At 33.1% G+C, this 19957-nt stretch carries 20 protein-coding genes; 11 read left to right on the top strand and 9 right to left on the bottom strand.

The annotated features are described in order from the left end of the window. The first annotated feature begins 19 nt into the window (after window positions 1-19). Window positions 20-1285, top strand: coding sequence for a branched-chain amino acid transport system II carrier protein (gene brnQ, locus AC1EUV_RS02185; protein WP_480197020.1), 1266 nt, complete (start codon window positions 20-22; stop codon window positions 1283-1285). A gap of 4 nt (window positions 1286-1289) precedes the next feature. On the opposite strand, the gene AC1EUV_RS02180 is transcribed toward brnQ, so the two are convergent. From AC1EUV_RS02180 to AC1EUV_RS02165, 4 genes are all read right to left on the bottom strand, one after another. Next, window positions 1290-2420, bottom strand: a complete 1131-nt coding sequence (locus AC1EUV_RS02180) for a glycoside hydrolase family 16 protein (RefSeq protein WP_480197019.1) — start codon at window positions 2418-2420, stop codon at window positions 1290-1292. 36 nt (window positions 2421-2456) lie between these two features. Continuing rightward, entirely contained in the window at window positions 2457-3716 is a 1260-nt protein-coding gene (locus AC1EUV_RS02175; protein ID WP_480197540.1) for an MFS transporter, read from the bottom strand. A gap of 61 nt (window positions 3717-3777) precedes the next feature. Further along, window positions 3778-4656: a hypothetical protein gene (locus tag AC1EUV_RS02170; protein WP_480197018.1), complete on the bottom strand. Its 879-nt coding sequence runs from the start codon at window positions 4654-4656 to the stop codon at window positions 3778-3780. An 8-nt stretch (window positions 4657-4664) separates the two neighbouring features. After that, window positions 4665-6110: an MBOAT family O-acyltransferase gene (locus AC1EUV_RS02165; protein WP_480197017.1), complete on the bottom strand. Its 1446-nt coding sequence runs from the start codon at window positions 6108-6110 to the stop codon at window positions 4665-4667. A 149-nt stretch (window positions 6111-6259) separates the two neighbouring features. On the opposite strand from AC1EUV_RS02165, the gene AC1EUV_RS02160 reads away from it, so the two are divergent. From AC1EUV_RS02160 to AC1EUV_RS02130, 7 genes are all read left to right on the top strand, one after another. Further along, window positions 6260-7105 carry a helix-turn-helix domain-containing protein gene (locus AC1EUV_RS02160; protein ID WP_480197016.1) on the top strand — a complete coding sequence of 282 codons (846 nt, stop codon included), beginning with the start codon at window positions 6260-6262 and terminating at the stop codon, window positions 7103-7105. Between the two features lie 102 nt (window positions 7106-7207). After that, window positions 7208-7936, top strand: coding sequence for a cysteine hydrolase family protein (locus AC1EUV_RS02155; RefSeq protein WP_480197015.1), 729 nt, complete (start codon window positions 7208-7210; stop codon window positions 7934-7936). A 33-nt stretch (window positions 7937-7969) separates the two neighbouring features. Then, a complete protein-coding gene (locus AC1EUV_RS02150; protein ID WP_480197014.1) occupies window positions 7970-8347 on the top strand; it encodes a DoxX family membrane protein in 378 nt (125 codons plus the stop codon). 157 nt (window positions 8348-8504) lie between these two features. Continuing rightward, on the top strand, window positions 8505-8825 hold the full coding sequence (gene trxA, locus AC1EUV_RS02145) for a thioredoxin (protein ID WP_480197013.1): 321 nt from the start codon (window positions 8505-8507) through the stop codon (window positions 8823-8825). 108 nt (window positions 8826-8933) lie between these two features. Continuing rightward, on the top strand, window positions 8934-9491 hold the full coding sequence (locus tag AC1EUV_RS02140) for a carboxymuconolactone decarboxylase family protein (RefSeq protein ID WP_480197012.1): 558 nt from the start codon (window positions 8934-8936) through the stop codon (window positions 9489-9491). A gap of 55 nt (window positions 9492-9546) precedes the next feature. Continuing rightward, complete coding sequence (locus AC1EUV_RS02135) at window positions 9547-9900, top strand: nuclear transport factor 2-like protein (RefSeq protein ID WP_480197011.1); 354 nt, start codon at window positions 9547-9549, stop codon at window positions 9898-9900. A 116-nt stretch (window positions 9901-10016) separates the two neighbouring features. Continuing rightward, complete coding sequence (locus AC1EUV_RS02130) at window positions 10017-10472, top strand: nuclear transport factor 2 family protein (RefSeq protein ID WP_480197010.1); 456 nt, start codon at window positions 10017-10019, stop codon at window positions 10470-10472. A 3-nt stretch (window positions 10473-10475) separates the two neighbouring features. Here AC1EUV_RS02130 and AC1EUV_RS02125 read toward each other — a convergent pair whose 3' ends face one another. Beyond that, window positions 10476-11801 carry an alpha/beta hydrolase family protein gene (locus tag AC1EUV_RS02125; protein WP_480197009.1) on the bottom strand — a complete coding sequence of 442 codons (1326 nt, stop codon included), beginning with the start codon at window positions 11799-11801 and terminating at the stop codon, window positions 10476-10478. 286 nt (window positions 11802-12087) lie between these two features. Here AC1EUV_RS02125 and AC1EUV_RS02120 point away from each other — a divergent pair, with 286 nt between their 5' ends. Further along, window positions 12088-12684, top strand: a complete 597-nt coding sequence (locus AC1EUV_RS02120; RefSeq protein WP_480197008.1) for a LytR/AlgR family response regulator transcription factor — start codon at window positions 12088-12090, stop codon at window positions 12682-12684. Between the two features lie 7 nt (window positions 12685-12691). On the opposite strand, the gene AC1EUV_RS02115 is transcribed toward AC1EUV_RS02120, so the two are convergent. From AC1EUV_RS02115 to AC1EUV_RS02105, 3 genes are all read right to left on the bottom strand, one after another. After that, window positions 12692-13987 (bottom strand): aminopeptidase P N-terminal domain-containing protein, encoded by a 1296-nt coding sequence (locus tag AC1EUV_RS02115; protein WP_480197007.1) that lies wholly within the window; start codon window positions 13985-13987, stop codon window positions 12692-12694. A gap of 66 nt (window positions 13988-14053) precedes the next feature. Further along, on the bottom strand, window positions 14054-14638 hold the full coding sequence (locus AC1EUV_RS02110) for a Crp/Fnr family transcriptional regulator (protein ID WP_480197006.1): 585 nt from the start codon (window positions 14636-14638) through the stop codon (window positions 14054-14056). Window positions 14639-14749: 111 nt separating this feature from the next. After that, window positions 14750-15034, bottom strand: coding sequence for a hypothetical protein (locus tag AC1EUV_RS02105; protein ID WP_480197005.1), 285 nt, complete (start codon window positions 15032-15034; stop codon window positions 14750-14752). Between the two features lie 131 nt (window positions 15035-15165). Between AC1EUV_RS02105 and AC1EUV_RS02100 the strand changes: the two genes are divergently transcribed. After that, complete coding sequence (locus AC1EUV_RS02100) at window positions 15166-15792, top strand: DUF6973 domain-containing protein (RefSeq protein ID WP_480197004.1); 627 nt, start codon at window positions 15166-15168, stop codon at window positions 15790-15792. On the opposite strand, the gene AC1EUV_RS02095 is transcribed toward AC1EUV_RS02100, so the two are convergent. Next, entirely contained in the window at window positions 15782-18970 is a 3189-nt protein-coding gene (locus AC1EUV_RS02095) for a WD40/YVTN/BNR-like repeat-containing protein (protein ID WP_480197003.1), read from the bottom strand. The two genes, AC1EUV_RS02100 and AC1EUV_RS02095, sit on opposite strands and share 11 nt — an antisense overlap. A 104-nt stretch (window positions 18971-19074) precedes the next feature. On the opposite strand from AC1EUV_RS02095, the gene AC1EUV_RS02090 reads away from it, so the two are divergent. After that, the gene (locus tag AC1EUV_RS02090; protein ID WP_480197002.1) at window positions 19075-19956 is read left to right on the top strand and encodes a TPM domain-containing protein; all 882 of its coding nucleotides are present in this window, start codon (window positions 19075-19077) and stop codon (window positions 19954-19956) included. The last annotated feature ends 1 nt before the right edge of the window (window position 19957 follow it).

Here is a 19957-nt window from a genome sequence, read left to right as displayed (position 1 = left end):
ATTTTTATGGGAAGTTAGCATGAATAAAACAAAAGAAATTTGGATTAGTGGCTTTGCATTGTTTTCGATGTTTTTTGGGGCAGGAAACCTTATTTTACCTCCTTTTTTAGGCTTTAAAGCTGGTGGAGATTGGTTTTGGGTAGCTTTAGGTTTTGCCATAACTGCCGTATTGATTCCACTATTGGGTATTCTAGCACATGCACGTTTACAAGGTACCATGTATGACTTTGGTAAAAAAGTATCACCTGTTTTTAGTTTAGCTTATTGTTTAATTGTGTATGCCATTTCGGTGGCTTTACCAGCGCCTAGAACAGCTTCGGTTACACACGAAATGGCTATTGAACCATTTTTTGGTACCACCTCTTTATTAACCAGCACTATTTATTTTGTGTTGGTGTTCATTTTTGTAATGAACCGCTCAAGGATTTTAAGTCTTATTGGTAAATATCTTACGCCACTTATTGTACTTATTCTATTGGCCATTATTGCCATTGCTTTGGGTTCATCTACACCGTTGCAAAATCCTTCGTTGTTTAAAACACCTATTGTAGATGGTCTATTAGAAGGGTATCAAACTTTTGATGCCATTGGTGCCGTGGTGGTTGGTGCTGTTATAATTATCTCTTTAAAGTTGCGAGGTCATGATTCTTTTGAAGCGAAGAAAGAACTCATTACTAAATCTGGTTTTATTGCCGGAGCCGGATTATTTATTATTTACAGTGGTATGATTTTAAGCGGTTCGTTGTTTAATATGTCTTTTGATGCTACAGCCACGCGTACAGAAGTATTGGCAGGTTTAAGTACCATTACTTTGGGTAATTTTGGCACTACTTTTTTAAGTGTATTGGTTGCTTTGGCTTGTTTTACCACTGCCGTGGGAATTATTACTGGAACCGCCGATTACTTTAAAGGATTATTTAAAGAATCACAACTTGCTTATACAATTACGGCGGTATTAGGTTGTATTATTGGCGTAGTTGTAGGTCAGTTTGATGTACATTATATCATTGATATTGCTTTACCTGCATTAATGTTTATTTACCCAATTACTATTGTATTGATATTGTTGAATGTTATACCTGAGAAATTTGCTTCACCTTTGGTATTTAAAATAGTAGTAGCGGTAACCTTTTTGTTTAGTATACCTGACTTTTTAAAGTTTATTATACCGCCGCAAAGCTTAGCTGGAATACAGAATATAATACCGCTTTCTCAATATAGTTTGGGATGGGTGTTACCAGCTTTAGTTGCTTTTGTCTTAGCGAATGCATTTAAAAAGCACTAAGCTCCTATTTTTTAATAAACTTAATAGTTTTGTTATTTCCGTCGATTTCTAGTTTTATAAAATAAATACCTTTAGTTAATCGCTCTAAATCGTTTATAAAAATACGTTGGTTTTTTATAGGCACTGAGGTAGTGTTGATCAGTTTGCCTTCAATACTAAAAATTGTAGCAAGGGCTTCATTATTTGTCGATCTAACGTCAATTGTCATTGAATCTGATACCGGATTTGGATAAGCAATAGTATCATTAGATTGCGTAATCTCATTATTTGATAGCGTACTTTGTTGGTAGATACGAACATAGTCAATCTCAAGGTTACTACTAGTAAAATTTGTAGCAATATTAGGTAAAATGGCAACATTAAAAAGCAAGTATTGATCATCATTAAAGGGCCATGTGCTATCATTTTTAACTGGTGGGTTATAGGTGTAATGCACTATATTATCAACACTAAAGATCATTTTTTCAGGAGTCCACTCGAGGGTATATACATGAAATTCAATAGACGCATTGCTAATTGTTTGCCCACCTTTATTACCAGTGTTACCAAAGCTTGAGGGGGAATGAATAGCACTTTGCACGAAATCTTGATTGGCACCCCAATGTTCCATAATATCAATTTCACCACAGTTAGGCCACGGGGTTGTTCCAAACCCTTGTGTTTGCCAGTAAGCTCCTGGTTCTGATATGTTTTTTCCTAACATCCACATTGCTGGCCAAGTACCAATTCCAGTAGGTAATTTAGCTCTTATTTCAACCTTGCCATGGGTGAATGCAAATTTAGAATTGAGTCTTGCCGAGGTATATTGTTTAGTAGCTCCTTGATCAGTAAATGATTCTTTTTTGGCAATTATTTTTAAGATTCCGTCTTCAATAACAGCATTATCTATTCTATTAGTGTAATGTTGAATTTCACCATTGTACCAACTGGTACCGTTTGGTAATTGCTTCTGTTGGAACCATTTTGATGAATCAAGTGGGCCATTGGTATCAAACTCATCTGACCAGACCAATGTGTCAAATTGAAGAACTTGATTTTTCGTATTTAAAATATGATTAGATTCTTTCTTTTGAGCTGGGCTAGAACACGAAAGTATAGAGAGAGCAAGGCTAAAAATAAAATAACGATAGTTCATTGAGTAAAAATACAGCTTTAATTAGAAGTGTTCTTTTTATCGACTTTTATGTAGTCTCATAAAAATAAAAGAAGCTATCAATCCTACCAACGAAAAAACTGCAAGTGCTAAAAAAACATGTTGGTGGCCAGTTCTTCCGGGTGAACTATCGAGTAAATAGCCCATTAAAGGGCTTGCAAAAATATCTGGGGTATATCCTATTACAGATATAACACCTACTGCAGTTCCTGTTAGAGCTAATGGTATTTTGCCTTCTTCTAACACGGCAAAATACAATACGCGAGCGGCATAAACACCAAGAGCTACTAAAAATACTGAGAGTAAGAAAAAGATATCCATCGATGGGTCAATCAAATCACTAGCAAATAATAAAGAACCAACAATTGCTACGGCAAAACCTATTACTAAATAAATTGATGCTTTAGATCTATCAGCCAAAAAACCCGCGAGTACACCAACTATTGGCCTGATAAATAATAAATAAGTGCCTGTTTTAGCTGCATCAACTTCACTATATAGCATCACTTCTTTTGCATACAATGAAAATACGTCGGTAAACTTATAACCTACATAAGCACATAAAATAATAATCATTAACAACCATACACCAGGCAATTTTAAAACCGTTTTTACATTGGCAGCAGAGATACTTTTTACCTGATGTTCAGCAGCTTCTTTTTGAGGTAGCTTTAAAAAGAAAAAAGTCAACACTCCTACAAATGCTACTATAATCGATGAAATAAAAATCACTCTAATAAATGCTTCACTACTTTGCGCGCCCGCGGCCAATGCTTCAGCCGAAGGCATAAAAACAGAGAAAATTACGACACCTAAAGTTCCGAATAACGCTGCTACCAATCCGCGACCACCATCTAAAAAACCAAAGGCTTTTCCTTGTGAATTTACACCTCCCCAAATACGTGTTGCTTTTATCATCGCAGCCCAAAACAAAAAGATAGTGGTAAAACCCCAATAGGCATATAGTACTTTTAGCATAAAATAACTGGGAACTGTTATCATATAAAATCCACCCAAAGCAGTCAACCAAAGTGCAATGGCCATTAAGTTATTGGGTTTAAACTTATCGGCTAACATTCCGCCAAAAAAATATGAGATAAAAGCTACAATTCCATATACCGAAAAACAAATACCCTTTTCTAAATTGGTAAGGTCAAAAGTTTCCAAAAAAGTAGGTAAAAAGATACGCGCCAATACAAAAGGTAAAATAAACACGGCTTCGCCGGCTAAGATGAGTAGTACAATAAAGGTATATCTAGATAGATTTTTTTGCTCGATAGTTTTAAAAATTGGTTAAAAGAGCAATTTACAGGATAAATTTTAGAATTGCCACAGAGAATTATTTTTTATTGGCATTAGCATTTATAATTTGATTGATTTTTTCACTGTAAATAGCAGCTCCATCTTTATTTAAATGATTAGCATCCGACATCCAATTTATAGAAGGTTGATCAGACAGAAAATCAATATGATGAGCTTTTTTTAAGTTGCCTATAGTTTCATAAAAGATATCAACATATTCTTTATTAATTCTCTTTTTATAATTGGGGTGATATGGTGTTGACACTAAATACAAATCAATATCTTCCGCTTCACAAAGGCTATCAATACGATTTAGATATAGAATCTGACTATCGCTAATAGTGTTTTCATCTTTCTTTGCTGAGTAGTGCATATTTAGAATGCGTTGAATGGTTTCGTTATTAGGTTTTTTCTCAACTGACTCGTAAAACCCATTAATTGTAGGCGTTTTGTAGAGGCCTTTAATAATATTCTTGGTATGAGATGCAGAAGATTGTTTTAAAAAATCAGATGGCTCAAAATAATCTATAAAATATAAATACCGTTCTAAACTTTTTTTTCCTTCCGGGGTTGCAACATTAAAAAGTCGATTATAAACAGGAGAGAAGTTATGGATAGATACACCTAAGATCACCCTTTTAATAGAATGCTTATCTTTTAAAAGTTGTAATAGCTTTTGATAAGTAAAATAATAATGTTCGCTTTTACTTGCAAAATTATAAGTATCATCAGTGAAATAATCAGTGTTAATTCGTTGTATTTGTGAGTCACCCATTAAGATGGTTTCAAAATTTGAAATATCTTTTATTTTGAATTCACTTTGCGTTTTTACAAATTTATAATAGATCAATGATATAAATATGAAGGCAACAATAGGAAGGCAAAAGATCAAAATTCTATAAATAAATTTTTTCATAATAATTTCTAAAATTGAAAATATATAAACTCTTGAGCTCCACCTGCGAACCAAATAATTGAAAATATAATTGCATAATATAGAGTATATCTTATGGAGCGCTTCCATTTAAGCCCCAGATTTTCTATTGCATATTGTCCTTCTCTACCTTGCCATTCAACTAGTAAGAATATCAGGATAAGAATAGAAGTTGTTGTAACATTATTATCATCAAAGTTTGGTGTTGAAAAAAGAGAAGTAGAAAATAATCCGGTTATGTACGAGAATGCGTGTTCAATATTTTCGGCTCTAAAGAATATCCATGCAAAAACAGTAAGTCCAAAAGTGAATAGCATAGAAGACAATTCTTTAAAAGTGGGTAGATACTTTCCTTTAGCCACTATTTCCATACTTTTTCTATTGTTTTTAGTTAACAATAATGGTAAAAAGTAAATGGCGTTTAAAGCACCCCAAAAGATAAATGTCCAGTTAGCGCCATGCCAAAAACCACTAACTACGAATATTATGACAGTGTTTCTAATTTTCATCCAGGTGCCACCTCTGCTACCTCCTAAAGGAATGTAGAGGTAGTCTTTAAACCAACTGGAAAGAGAAATATGCCAACGTCTCCAGAATTCAGCAATATCTCTTGAAAAATACGGAAAAGCAAAGTTTTGCTTTAGGTCAAATCCAAATAATCTGGATGTACCAATAGCTATATCAGAATAGCCTGAAAAGTCACCATAAATTTGAAATGTAAAGAATAAAGCTCCCAAAGCCAAAGAACTACCATTCATATCTGAAGAATTATTAAAAATCTGATTGGCAAATTCTGCACAATTATCAGCAATAACTATTTTTTTAAATAACCCCCAAAGTATTTGACGCATTCCGTCAGCAGCTTTTTTATAATCAAAAACTTGCTTACTATAAAATTGTGGAAGTAAATGTGTGGCCCTTTCGATTGGGCCAGCAACTAATTGAGGGAAAAAACTTACAAAAGCTGAAAATGCAATAAAGTCTTTAGTGGGCTTGAGCTTTTTTCTGTAAACATCGATAGTGTAACTTAGTGTTTGAAATGTATAAAAACTAATTCCAACAGGAAGTATAATATTCAATGAATTAGCATTTATTCTTTTTCCAAAAAATGAAAAGGTCTCTACAAAACTATCTAAGAAAAAATCATAATATTTAAAGAACCCTAGAAAGCCAAGATTAATTAAAATGCTTATAGATAGTAAGAATTTTCTAGTAACTAGGTTTTTTTCTTTTTTTAGAAGCAATCCTACAGAGTAATCTACAACTGTACTAAAAAGTATTAATGATAAAAATCGCCAATCCCACCATCCATAAAATAGATAGCTGGCTAGAACAATCAAAAAATTCTGAATTTTTAGCCTTTTGTTTTGAAGTAACCAATACAGTAAGAAAACTGTTGGTAAAAAAATTGCAAAATCAATTGAGTTAAATAGCACTGGAGTAACCTTGGTTTTCTGGGATAAATATACTTTTAAAGTTTAAGATTCGGTTAATTTCAATTATTATATTTTCTTATAGCGGAGGTAAATTTTAAGTTTGAAATATTTTTAGAATTTTACGACTAAATTTATGCTAATAAAAAATAATGGCGGTTCAAGATATACAAACCTATACCTATAAAGACATTTTTTCATTACATGTAGTAGATTTTGAAAAAGCATGTGTGGTTAACAAACCAGAACAGGTAGATAGCTATCGTATCTATTGGATTAAAGATGGTAAAGGTTCATATAGTATTGACTTTAACACCTATGATTTTAATGGAGAAGTCTTATTCTTTCTATCGCCAGGTCAGGTATTTTCAGTTAATTCTGAAAAAGTAAAAGAAGCATATCAAATTACGTTTGTTAGAGATTTTTATTGCATACAAACACATGATAAAGAGGTGTCCTGTAATGGAGTATTATTCAATAATATTTATGAATCTCCATTTGTAAAACCTAATCAAGAAGAAAGTAATAAGTTAACTACCATACTTACTAACTTAACTGAGGAGTTTCGTTTAGAAGATACTGCTCAGTACGATATGTTACAAGCGTATTTAAAACAGTTTATTGTGCATTCGGTTCGTATTAAAAAAGAACGAGATGTTGTAAAAGAAGTTGCCGAAACTAAATTGTTTAAAGATTTTAGCACTTTAGTTGATCTTAATTTTAAGAAGGAACATTCAGTTACTTACTACGCAGAACGTCTTGGGTTATCTCCTAAATCATTAACAAAACATTTCCAAAATATAGGAGTGCAAACACCTAGTGATTTTATTAAAAACAGAATTATACTAGAAACGAAGCGTAAATTACTCTATACAGATGATTCTGTAAAGCACATTGCTTACGATTTGGGTTTTAACGATCCTGCTTACTTCACACGATTTTTTACTAAGGTTGTAGAAAAATCGCCTTTACAATTCAAAAAAGAACTTAAAAATTAGGATGTCCTATTCCTAAGAACTTTTGTCCATTTATTATCATTCTTAGCAATTATAGTTTTGTGCTGTAATAATTAATTAAATACATAACTAAAATTATTTAGCATGAAACAAATCAAGAAAGCAATGTTATTCTTTGCATTAACATTAATAAGTGCAATAAGTTTTGCACAATTACCAGACCCAGGGTTTAAGATTGATGATAGAACAGCTATCGTAATTACTGATCCTCAAAATGATTTTTTAAGCCCTCAAGGAGTGACTTGGGGAGTAGTGGGAGCTAGTGTGACTGAGAACAATACAGTAGACAACATCGAAACGCTATTTAAATTAGCCAAAGCAAATAACATACCTGTTTTTGTATCACCACATTATTATTATCCTAGTGATCATAAATGGAAGATAGAAGGTGCATTAGAGGCTTTAATGCATAAAATAGGAATGTTTGATCGTAAAGATGCTTTGTCAATAGACGGTTTTGAAAACTCAGGAGCCGATTGGTTGACACAGTATAAACAGTATATTAATGATAATAATACAGTTGTTACTAGTCCACATAAAGTATATGGCCCAGATACTAATGATCTTGTTTTGCAGTTACGCAAGAGAGGAATAGAGAATGTTATTCTTGGCGGAATGTCTGCAAATCTATGTACAGAATCCCACATGCGAGAATTAGTAGAACAGGGCTTTAGGGTGGCAGTTGTAAAGGATGCTACGGCTGCAGCAAAGTTGCCAGATTTAGACGGTTATCAAGCTGCACTAACTAACTTTAGAATGATCTCTAGTCATGTATATACAACTGAAGAACTAGAGAAAGAGTTTAAAAAGTAATAACTTTAGCAAACTAACTTTAACTTTAAAATTATGTTCAACGGAAATTTATTAATTAGAATAGGCATGGGCCTGCTTTTTATATGGGGTGGTCTTGAGAAATTTTTTATTGGTTTTCTCGGAGGTGTGGGATTACAAAAAATGGCAGAAGGTTTACAAAGTATCGGTTTCGGATTTCTTGGAGATACTGGTAATTTAATCTTAGCTGCGCTTTTAGCCGCAACAGAATTAGTAGCTGGTATATTAATACTAGCAAATAAAAGGTTGTATGAAGCTTACGCGTCTATGGCTATTGTAATATTGGTAGCTTTGGTGTTAGTGCATATTCCAAATGCAAACTGGATGGATAGTATGATTCATGTAGCACTTACGTTAACGCTGGCAGGATTAGCGCTTAACAATAAGAAGTAAGCCTCATTAAATTTTAAAATATTTTGGGCCCGATTCGAAAGAATCGGGCTTCTTTTTTATCAAAAACTTAACCCTGTCCAAACCTTAGGAACTTTTGTCCATTTTCTTGCCTTAGTATCCGCCGCATCTTTGTGTCAGAATTTAAAAACAAAGAATTATGGACATACAATTAGATCAAAAAGATTTTCAAACAACAATAGAAAATAATAAGAATGTACTAATCGATTTTTATGCAGACTGGTGTGGACCATGCCAAACCTTGTTACCAACAGTTCACAAATTGGCAGAGGAATTTGAGGGAGATGTAATCATTAAAAAGGTGAATGTAGATCAAAATCAAGAATTAGCGCAAAAGTTTGGTGTTCGTAGTATACCTACACTGATTCATATTGCAGATAAGATTGAAGTAGGTCGCGAAGTTGGCCTTATTTCAGAATCAGATTTACGTACAAAAATCAATAATTTAAAATCGGCATAACATGAATAAAAATAAACAATGCCCAAACTGCTGGGGCTATCAAGAATATGATGCAAACAGCTGTAAGAATAAATAAAACAAATAATAACAATTAAAAAATTAGAAATAATGAGTACAAGAATTGAAACATTAAACCCAGAAACAACTACAGGAGAATCAAAAGAATTATTTGATGCAGTAAATAAAAAATTAGGATTTATACCCAATCTTATTAAAGTATTTGGTAATTCGCCAGCTACGTTAAAAGCCTATTTATCTTTAGGAGAGATTGCTGGAAGCGGAAACTTTAACGCAAAATTTAGAGAGCAATTGGCTTTAGCTATCGCTGAAGAGAACGAATGTAACTATTGTTTATCTGCTCACACTGCAATTGGTAAAATGAGTGGATTAACAGATGAGCAAACTGAACAAAATCGTTTAGGAAACTCAGAAGATGCTAAAACTCAAGCTGGATTGAAATTTGCGCAATTAGTTACTAAAAACAGAGGAGTTGTTAATAATGAAGAATTACAAGCTGTTAAAGACGCTGGTTATACAGATGGTGATGTATTAGAAATTGTATTAAATGTAGTTTCGAACACTCTTACAAATTATGTAAATCATATAGCTGACACAGAAGTAGATTTCCCAAAAGTAGAAGCGGGTAAATTTGCAGTAGCACAATAAATTATAAATCAAGAGTGTCATATTATTTATGACACTCTTTTAAAATCAATAAATTATGGAAAACCAGATCAAAGAAGGACTTAAAGATTTAAAAGAATTATTAGGTAAAGGACAGTTTCTTGAGGCAATGGATAAATATCTAGCTGATGATGTAGTATTACAAGAAGCAAATAATGAACCGAAAGTGGGCAAAGATGTATGTATTAGAGCAGAAGAAGAATTATTAGCTGATGTATCTGAGTTTATTAGATATGATATTAAAAACGAATCAGTATCGGGAGATATATCATATTACGAGGCTATAATGGAATTCAAAACTAAGGACGGTCAACATCATAAATTTGAACAAGTAAACAGAACTCAATGGAGAGATGGTAAGATTATCAATGAGCGTTATTACCATGCTTAAATAGATATAGAATACATAATAAATAGCAAAAGCGGACGTAAGTTCGCTTTTTTGCTAGAACTCTTTTAATAGTTTGTAATCTGATATTTAATTATATTTGAGGAAAATAACAAGTCATGAAACAACTAACTATACTTTTGGTATTATTATTTACTTTTCCATTAGTAGCTCAAGATAAAGAACAAGCCATTAAAGATGTAACCGAGGCGGGTTATAATTATATAGATACCTTTTATAAAGTAGACACTACTTTAGCTTATAAAAGTGTACATAAAGATGTTCGTAAAGTTGGTTGGTGGTTTGATAAAAAAAAGAATGCTTATTCAGACAATATAGAAATGCCTTTTGATAGATTAGTTAGTTTGGCAAAACGTTGGAACGTAAAAGGAGACCGAACAAATGATCAATCTCCTAGAGTAGTTGAGGTATTAGAAGTTTCAGATAAAATAGCCGTTGTTAAAGTAATAGCTGAATGGGGTATTGATTACCTTAACATGGTCAAGACCGATGACGGTTGGAAAAGCATAAACATAGTATGGCAATCACCACCTAAATTTTCGTTGAATGATTAGTGGTTAGTTTAACCCTGCCATTTCTCGAGCCCAGTTAACAATGATCATACTAATATCATCTTTCCATTTGCCAGGCTTTCCTTGAAAAGAATTTTTAGGCGATTCGTGTATGGTGTTCCAATGATCTAAGCCAGGATATTCATATAGAATATGATCGGAATGACCATTCTTCTTCAGTATCTCTATAATCATCTTATTGTCAAAAGAAGACATAATCCAGTCATTAGTACCTCGCATAATTCGTACAGGAACTTTTATTTTTTCCCATTCACCAGCCAAGTCATAATCTTGTAATTGCTGATAATATTTCACAGGTCGCCCATACATATGTTGAGGGCCATGATAATTATATTTTCCTAAGGCAGGGTATTCATTTACAATATCTTGATAAGATTTCTTTTGGATAAGCATTCCGTAATATAATGGAATATAATATTTATTCATTTTTTCAACTATTTCAGATTCAGAATCTCCATTCATTTCGCGAATTCTCCTTTCAATTTCTAGCATATGTTCAAACCAAGTTTTAAAAAAAGCACCATCAGAGATCACACCAGCTAGATTAAATTCATTTGCTAACATAGGAGCTAAAGCACTACCCATACTTGATCCATAAACAATAATCTTTGAGGTGTCAACATAGGGCTTTGATTTTAATAATTTAATAGCAGCTTTAAACCCTGAAATATCCGTTAGAAAATCACTTTTAGAACAATCGCCTTCGCTATCGCCAACCCCTGGTTTTTCAATACGCATAACAACCATATCTGTTTTTTCAACCAAATCTTTAATCACTCGCATCCAATTATTGGTTCTTCCCGGATATGCTTCAATACTTGAACAGCTTAAACCACCAATTAAAACAACAGCGGGCTGTTTACGACTTTTTTTTGGTTTAGTAATGATTACCCTTTGGGTAATTCCATAAGAGCTTGTTACTTCTTCATAATGAGTGTCGAGACCCTTATGTATTTCTTTAGGAATAGGATTTAAACGTACACTTTTCTGCAATAAATAATTATCTCTTAGGACTTCAATAGTTATTGATTTTTCGGCTCTAATTCCATAAGTAATCTCCGTCCAGGTTTCACCATCTCTAATCAGATTGTCATCAACTTTTAATATAATATCGTTGGTTAATAATCCAGCTATTTCCAATGGACTCCCTTTTTCCAAGGAAACAATTTTAGCCCCTGGCATGTTATTCTTGGGACTACTTATTTTCGCTTGCCACATTGCTCTTCTTTCTAGTCTTTGCGAATAACTTAGGTTAATAAATAAAATAAAAGATAAAAATGAAATGGTAACTTTTAGATGCTTGAATAACATATTTTGTAATTTTTTTAAGTTTTCTTTAAAATTAGATTGATTACTTTTACTCAAATCACAAATTATATAAACGCCTTTTGTTTTTATATGAAAAGGCTTAAAGATATGATTTGGTTTTGTTGAAATTTTTATGCGGTCAACCCAATTTTATCTTTTCAATTCTAGAATAGTAACCCATGTACTTTTTTGGATACTCTATTATGTCTTCTTTAGTTTGATTTGGGCAACGAATCAAGGTTTACAAGCATCATTTTTCTTAGAATTTATTTTATTGCCAATTCGTATTATGGCGGTGTATATAACTATCTATTATTTATTGCCAAATTTTTTAATACCTAAAAAGTTTCTAAAATTTATAATGGGCTATGTTTTATTGATCTTATTTGCTGCAATTCTACAACGTATTTTTATTCATGTCTTTTATGAAGACCTATTGCAAAATAATACGACTCAAGGATTGTTTAGTTTTAAAATGTTGCTTAGGGCAACGGTTTTAATTAACACAACAGTCTTTTTGGTGTTAAGTTTAAGAATATTTCAGTTGTTTTTAATTGAAAAAGAGAAAAATGAAGATCAGTCAACAAATTATCTGGAAATTAAAGCAGACAGAAGAATACATCGAGTAAATATTAATGAAATTCTATATATAGAAGGCCAAGGTAATTACACTACTTATCACTTTACTGATAATTCAAAGATTACGGCATATGGTTCGATAAAAAAAGCTTTAGAATCTTTACCTAATTATTTTATCAGAGTACATAAATCTTATATTGTAAATAAGAAAGAAATAAAATCGTTTGACACAAGTTCTATTGAAGTCAAAGGCCAGTTAATACCAAGAGGTAAAAGTACTGAGGACAATGCTTTGACATTAAAATAAAACCAGTCTAAGACTGGTTCATTATTTCCTCAATTTCCTCTGCTTCTATAGGTATATTTTGCATTAGGTTAAAAGGCTCTCCTTTTTCTTGAATAACAACATCATCTTCTAAACGAACACCAAAACCTTCATCAGGTATATAGATGCCAGGTTCAACTGTAAACACCATGTTGGCTTGCATGGGTTCAGTTAAAATGCCATAATCATGGGTGTCTAAACCTATATGATGTGAAGTGCCATGCATAAAATACTTTTTATAAGCAGGCCAATCTTTATCTTCTTTTTGAACGTCAGTTTTATCTATTAGTTTTAATCCTAATAATTCTGAGGTCATTAGTTTACCAACTTCTACATGATACTCTGCCCAATCAGTACCAGGAATTAGCATTTTAGTAGCTTCATTTTTCACTCTATTCACAGCATTGTAAACTTCTTTTTGACGTTTGGTGAATTTACCAGATACTGGAATTGTTCGTGTCATATCACTGGCATAATTAGCATATTCAGCTCCTACATCCATTAAAATAAGATCGCCAGCCTTACACTCTTGATTGTTTTCTATATAGTGTAATACATTAGCATTGTTGCCAGAAGCGATTATGGGTGTATAAGCAAACCCTTTAGAGCGATTACGTAAAAATTCGTGCATATATTCGGCTTCAATTTCATATTCCATTATACCAGGTTTTGTAAAACCTAATACCCGTCTAAACCCTTTTTCGGTTATGTTACATGCCTTCTGCATTAAATCTAACTCGGTTTGATCTTTTACCGAACGTAATCGTTGTAAGATAGGATTACTCTTAGCAACCGAATGTGCAGGGTATTTTTCTTTTAACCATTTTGTATAACGATCTTCTCTGGTTTCGATAACCACAGCAGCTCTATAATGCTCGTTAGTATTGATATAAACTGTATCGCACTGTGTCATCAATTCAAACATAACTTTTTCCATGTCTTGCAACCAGTAAACCGTTTTTATTCCGCTGGTTTTAAGAGCGGCTTCTTTTGTCAGCTTTTCACCTTCCCAAACAGCAATGTGCTCATTAGTTTCTCTTAAGAACAAGATTTCGCGATGTTTTTCTTTTGGGCAATCTGGAAATAATACCAAAATACTTTCTTCTTGATCTACACCACTTAAATAAAAAATATCACGATGTTGTTCAAATGGCATCGTACTATCTGCACTTATAGGATAGATATCATTTGAATTGAATACTGCTAGACTGTTTGACTTCATTTGAGCCATAAAGTTTTTACGATTCTTTATATACAGGTTACGATCAATAGGAAGGTATTTCATAAAGGTGAATTAAATATGAACCTCAAAAATAATTAAAGAAAAGTGTAATTAAGTAGCCAAATGGCGTTAATTTATGTTTTTGCGAATTCTACTCATGTGCCTTGTAGAAATACCTAAAAAAGAAGCTAGGTAATGGAGAGGCACTTGTTGTAATAATTTGGGTTCATTTAATAAAAGTTTATTATAACGTTCTTCAGGAGAAAGAGTTAATAAATCTATACGATAGTCATCAATAAGATAAATTTGATTCTCAATCAGGTTGTAATAAAATTGCTTAAATCCTCTGTTATTTTCGAGCAAATGATAAAAATGGTCAATACTGATAACATATAAACGACAATCACTTAATGCTTTGATAGATTTTCTTGAGGAGACTTTATTTATGAAACTCTTTAATGAAGATGTACATGAATTTTTTAAACCCAAATAAGTTGTTTTCTCTTCACCAAGCACATCTATAGAATGTTGTAAAATACCACTTTCTATATAACAGAAATAAGAACAAATATTACCTTCTCTTACAAAAAAGTCATTTTTTTTAAGTTCTAAAAAACTGAATGAAGTTACAATTTCAGGAATCGTTTTTGTTAAATCTCTATTATTAATAACTTTAATCAGGTAATTTTCGAAATTACTTTTTGATGCCTGCATTTATTCTTATTATTTCTAAATCTCGAATTTAAGAATATAATTTATTAGATAGTAGAAAATAAAAAAGGCACTCAAAAGTTGAGTGCCTAGAAATTGTTTAGTTTTTGCTAATTATTTATTCATAGCATTTTTAATTAACCCTACAATTGCCATTAGAACACCACCACCGACACCACCGCCAGCTATGCTTCCTAAGATGCCACCTAAGTCCATTTCAGCACCTCCAGTTTCAATGCCTAACATACCTAGAAGTTGACCTCCAAGACCACCACCGAGAATTCCTAAAATAGAATTACCAACAGTACCTAAAGACATTTTTTTCATTAAAGAGCCAGCTACGTTTCCGCCTACAGCCCCACTTACTAATTGTACGATTAATGGGAGTAAATTTTCCATAAAGTTGAATTATTTTGGTTAACTAATTATAAATTAACAAAATATATGTGAATAATGCAATTATCGAAGTGCTAAATTGTTAGTTGATTGATTAAAAAATTATATTTTAGAGAGGGTTTTGTCTTATAGAAATGAAAGTAAATAAGTTAATTTTTTTGGTTTCAAGTTTCCTCTTTTTAGGATGTTCACCTACATTAAAAAACTCATTTTCTAAACTTTCTAAGCCCGAGAAAAACTGGGTGATATTCCATCCTTTTAAAGCAAAAAAAGCATATTTAATTTCGCTTGAAGCGGAAAGAATTAAAGATTCAATAAGATCAAAAGACATAGTTGGTAAAGATAATAATGGCGGTCAGTTAGATGCTTTTAAACATAGCTATTGGATGGCTAGATTAACTCAGGGTATTGGTAGACGAACAGCTTATAGTTTAGGGGAAGCTCATGAAAAGGGAAATTATCAAACGTTTAAAGCGCGGAAATTAGAAGATGGCCTTTTACCAGATTATCCATCTACAGAAATGGATTTATATAATAATAAAGTTGGTATTTCAATTGGAAAAATGTTTAAGAAAGAGTCTAAAACTAAATTGATTGAAATAATTATTGATTCCGTTAAATTGGGGAAAATGAAAATTCTATTAAAGGATAATGATGGTTACTTTTTGGATTGTCAACATAAAAAAATTCCACTTGACTCTTTAAAAGGCAAGTGGAATACTAATAAATGTTTGGTACCTTCAAATAAAATTATTCCTTAAGCTCCTTATAATTTTTAAATAAAGTCAAATTCAAATCTTCAATTCGTTTTCTATAGCTTGGCCAATGGGTTTTATAAAATTCATTAATTGATTTCATAGCACCATCTACTTTATCATTTGCATTTTTAACAGCATCTTTTTCAGTTTTTCCTGGCATTTGCAATAAAGAACCTACATAGCGCCTTGCTGTAAATAAGAATGTTAAAGGTGTCGGTTGAGGATTACGTGTAATACCTTGGCGCTTATCCTCTTTACCAATCATGCCATCAATTAATTTTCCAATTGACTTTGCAATAGAATCAGTAGCTTTAATAGCATCTTTATATTGACCTCCTTTTTGCTCTTTGAGTTGTTTTTTATATGACTCAGCAATCTTCTTAGATTCTTTTAACTGCTCTACGGCTTTTCCTGCTAAAGCAGTCTTTTTCTCTAATTGCTTTAATAGATCATACTTTGCTTTTAAAGTAGCAAGGGGCATGTTCACTCTTGGGTCATAAGCCACCGAAACTGTAGTAGAATCTTTAGTGTTTTTATAATGAATCACAACTTTATAATTTCCTGGTAAAATAGTAGTTCCTCTAGGTTCTGGAGCATTTTTTTTAACTGTTCTGCGCGATGGACCTCGAACGCCTTTTTCACGTAGACCCCAATACATTCTATTGATACCATTCTCTTTAGGCGCTTTTTGTTTTATGGTTCTTATTAATTCGTTTGTTGAATTGTATATTTTCACGGTTAATGAATCGCCTTTCTTCTTTACAGATTTTTTATCATCAATTTTCTCAGTATTCTCTTTTTTATCTTCTGGTTTATTAATACTATAAGTAATCATGGCACCGCGCTTTCTGTTTTCTCCGTTAAACATTGCGTTACCGCCAAAACGCGTTCCTAAAGGTTGTTGAATCTGGTTGATAAATGCTTTAGGAGCATTAAATACCTTTAATCTTTTACTGAGTTCATTAGCGCCATTTTTTGCTAATTCCCTTAAAGGACTAATGTCATCTAGCACATAAAAAGAGCGGCCAAAAGTACCAATAACCAGATCGTGTTCTCGAGGATGAATTCCTAAGTCCATAGTAGGTACAGAAGGGTAACCTTCTGTCCATTTCACCCAATTTTTTCCTTCATCAATAGAGAAATATAATCCGTTTTCTGTACCTAAGAATAATAAATTCTTTTCGATTGGATCTTGAACCAATGATAACGAGTAGCCAAAGGTTTCACTCTTTTTATCTAGTAAACTTTCCCATGTTTTACCATAATCTCTTGTTCTGTATAGATATGGTTTAAAATCAAAGTTTCTGTAATTATTTACAACAGCATAAGCTTCGCCAGCATTAAATGGTGATGCTTTTATTTGTGCAATCCAGCTTTCTTTCGGAAAACCTTTAAGTTTCGGTGTAACATTTGTCCATGTAGTGCCGCCGTTACGAGTTACCTGAATCAATCCATCATCAGTACCAACCCATAACAATCCTTTTTCAAGTTTTGTAGGTTCAATTACTAAAATAGTTGTATTGTTTTCTGCCCCTGTGGCATCCATGGTAATACCACCACTTTCATGTTGCTTTTGTTTTGATTTATCATTAGTGGTTAGATCAGGAGAAATAATATCCCATTCATGTCCTTTATTAGAAGATTTATGTACAAATTGACTTCCGAAATAGATAGTCTCATTATCATTAGGATCAAGAGCAATTGCCGAGTTCCAGTTAAAACGTAATTTCACTTTTGGATCAGGGTGTGTAGGGCGAACCATTTTACCATTACCGGTTTCACGGTCATAACGCACAACAAAACCTTGTTGTGACATGCTATAACCATAACGTGAGTCATTAGGATCAGGCACCACATCAAAACCATCGCCAAAAGAGATTTCTTGCCAGTAAGAATTTCGAATTCCTTGTGCTTTTAAAACATAAGCGGGACCAGCCCAAGAACCATTATCTTGCATACCTCCGTAGAGGTTATAAGGATATTCCATATCGTAACTAATATGATAGAATTGCCCAACGGGTAAATTTTCTACAAAACGCCAAGTCTTGCCTCGATCTTTTGTGATATTTAGACCTCCATCATTACCATCAATCATAAAGCTTGGATTTTGAGGATGTATCCACCAGGCATGATGATCAGGGTGTACACCAACATTAGTGTTATAAGCAGGCATAAGTTGTTTAAATGATTTCCCACCATCTTCACTTACATTTACATAAGTGAATACACTATAAACACGATTTTCGTTAACCGGATCAACAAAAATGTCTGAATAGTAAAATGGTCTATTGCCAATACCTGGTTTGTCATTTACTTTTTTCCATTTCGCGCCACCATCTTCAGATTTGTATAAGGCATTCTTTTTTGCCTCAACTAAGGCATATACAATATTAGGACTGCTTGGAGCAATGGCTAATCCCATGCGTCCTAAATTTCCTTTGGGTAGTCCGTCTTCGTTTGTAGCTTTTTTCCAGTTGTCACCACCATCATAGGTGACATATAATCCTGAACCTTCACCACCAGAATTGAACGTCCATGGTTTCCGTCTATGCTCCCACATAGCAGCAATTAATTTATTAGGATTACTTGGATCAACAACTAAATCAGCAGCTCCAGTTTTATTGTTTACAAAGAGTATTTTACTCCAAGTTTTACCACCATCTGTTGTTTTAAATACTCCACGCTCTGGATGTTCTCCCCAAGGAGAACCAATAGCTCCAACATATACTGTATTCGGGTCATCGCGATCAATAATAATCCTATGAATATTGCGCGTTTTTTCGAGCCCCATCGATTTCCATGTCTTGCCACCGTCTAAACTTTTATAAATACCGTAACCACCATTTAGGGAATTTCGAGGATTTCCTTCACCGGTACCTACCCAGATCACATCGGGATTGCTCTGTTGAATAGCAATCGAACCGATTCCCTGTAAAGGTTGATCATCAAAAATCGGTTTCCAATCGATGCCACCGCTTTCAGACTTCCAAACACCACCAGAAGCAGCTCCTACATACATAATGTCTGAATTACTATTTACAACATCAATAGCAGTAATTCGACCACTCATACCTGCTGGACCAATAGCACGAGGCTTCATACCCTTTAATTTTTTGATGTCTATTTGTTGAGAAAATGCTGTGGAAGTAATAAGCACAAAAAGTACTACTATTTTTTTCATTTTGTTAAGGTTAGTTAAAAGAGCATCTAAAGTAATTTGAATTTTATTGATAACCAATTTTTTAACACCTGAGTAACATCTAGCAGTAAATGTAGACCTATGTAATGCAGATACATTTTAGTATATTGCAGTTTCAAAAATATGCATTGAATAATTACATGCTAAGACAACAAACCAAATACTTTTCTATTCTTTTTTTATTGCTGCTTTTTGTGAATTTCTCTGTTTCTGCTCAGACAGAAATACCTGCAAAACCAAAAGTACAAACGAGTGTCTACGATGGAGCAAATTTATTGAGTGGGTATGAGAAAAATGCTTTAGAACAAAAATTGATTAATTACGCTGATAGTACTTCAACACAGATTGTTGTAGCTACTGTTAATACAATTAATGATGAAAATATTGCATTTTACGCTACCAAATGGGCTCAAAAATGGGGAATTGGTCAAGCAAAAGAAGACAATGGCATATTTGTTCTAATTGCTAAAAATGATAGGAAACTAACGATTCAAACCGGACAAGGTGTTGAGCATTTATTGACTGACAATCTCGCTAAACGTATTATTACGAATATAATTACACCCGAATTTAAAAAAGGCAATTTTTATGGAGGTCTAGACCGAGGCACTTCTGCTATTATGCAAATAATGAATGGTGAATATCAAGAAAAACGTGACTTTTCTAATGACAGTGGCAGTGGTGGAATTCCAATATTTTTTATAATTCTGTTTTTTATAATTCTGTTAATTATACTTTCTAATAGGAATAGAGGTGGACGAGGAGGTAGAAGAAGACGTTATAAAGACGGTGATGCTGCTCGTTCATTATTAGAAGCTATTATATTAAGTAATGCCGGACGTGGAGGATTTGGCGGTGGTGGCGGCTTCGGTGGCAGTTCTGGAGGCGGAAGCTTTGGTGGAGGTGGTTTTGGCGGTGGCTTCGGCGGCGGCGGCTTCGGTGGCGGTGGTGCTTCTGGTGGATGGTGAT

The sequence above is a fragment of the Maritimimonas sp. 2304DJ26-3 genome (assembly GCF_056591635.1).
This window is presented reverse-complemented; position numbering and strand designations above follow the sequence as displayed.

Coding starts and splice junctions, on each gene's coding strand:
- brnQ (WP_480197020.1), top strand. CDS start 20: ATGAATAAAACAAAAGAAATTTGGATTAGTGGCTTTGCATTGTTTTCG.
- trxA (WP_480197013.1), top strand. CDS start 8,505: ATGGACATACAATTAGATCAAAAAGATTTTCAAACAACAATAGAAAAT.
- AC1EUV_RS02125 (WP_480197009.1), bottom strand. CDS start 11,801: ATGTTATTCAAGCATCTAAAAGTTACCATTTCATTTTTATCTTTTATT.
- AC1EUV_RS02100 (WP_480197004.1), top strand. CDS start 15,166: ATGAAAGTAAATAAGTTAATTTTTTTGGTTTCAAGTTTCCTCTTTTTA.
- AC1EUV_RS02130 (WP_480197010.1), top strand. CDS start 10,017: ATGAAACAACTAACTATACTTTTGGTATTATTATTTACTTTTCCATTA.
- AC1EUV_RS02140 (WP_480197012.1), top strand. CDS start 8,934: ATGAGTACAAGAATTGAAACATTAAACCCAGAAACAACTACAGGAGAA.
- AC1EUV_RS02155 (WP_480197015.1), top strand. CDS start 7,208: ATGAAACAAATCAAGAAAGCAATGTTATTCTTTGCATTAACATTAATA.
- AC1EUV_RS02115 (WP_480197007.1), bottom strand. CDS start 13,987: ATGAAATACCTTCCTATTGATCGTAACCTGTATATAAAGAATCGTAAA.
- AC1EUV_RS02095 (WP_480197003.1), bottom strand. CDS start 18,970: ATGAAAAAAATAGTAGTACTTTTTGTGCTTATTACTTCCACAGCATTT.
- AC1EUV_RS02160 (WP_480197016.1), top strand. CDS start 6,260: ATGGCGGTTCAAGATATACAAACCTATACCTATAAAGACATTTTTTCA.
- AC1EUV_RS02170 (WP_480197018.1), bottom strand. CDS start 4,656: ATGAAAAAATTTATTTATAGAATTTTGATCTTTTGCCTTCCTATTGTT.
- AC1EUV_RS02090 (WP_480197002.1), top strand. CDS start 19,075: ATGCAGATACATTTTAGTATATTGCAGTTTCAAAAATATGCATTGAAT.
- AC1EUV_RS02180 (WP_480197019.1), bottom strand. CDS start 2,420: ATGAACTATCGTTATTTTATTTTTAGCCTTGCTCTCTCTATACTTTCG.
- AC1EUV_RS02120 (WP_480197008.1), top strand. CDS start 12,088: ATGGCGGTGTATATAACTATCTATTATTTATTGCCAAATTTTTTAATA.
- AC1EUV_RS02110 (WP_480197006.1), bottom strand. CDS start 14,638: ATGCAGGCATCAAAAAGTAATTTCGAAAATTACCTGATTAAAGTTATT.
- AC1EUV_RS02105 (WP_480197005.1), bottom strand. CDS start 15,034: ATGGAAAATTTACTCCCATTAATCGTACAATTAGTAAGTGGGGCTGTA.
- AC1EUV_RS02150 (WP_480197014.1), top strand. CDS start 7,970: ATGTTCAACGGAAATTTATTAATTAGAATAGGCATGGGCCTGCTTTTT.
- AC1EUV_RS02135 (WP_480197011.1), top strand. CDS start 9,547: ATGGAAAACCAGATCAAAGAAGGACTTAAAGATTTAAAAGAATTATTA.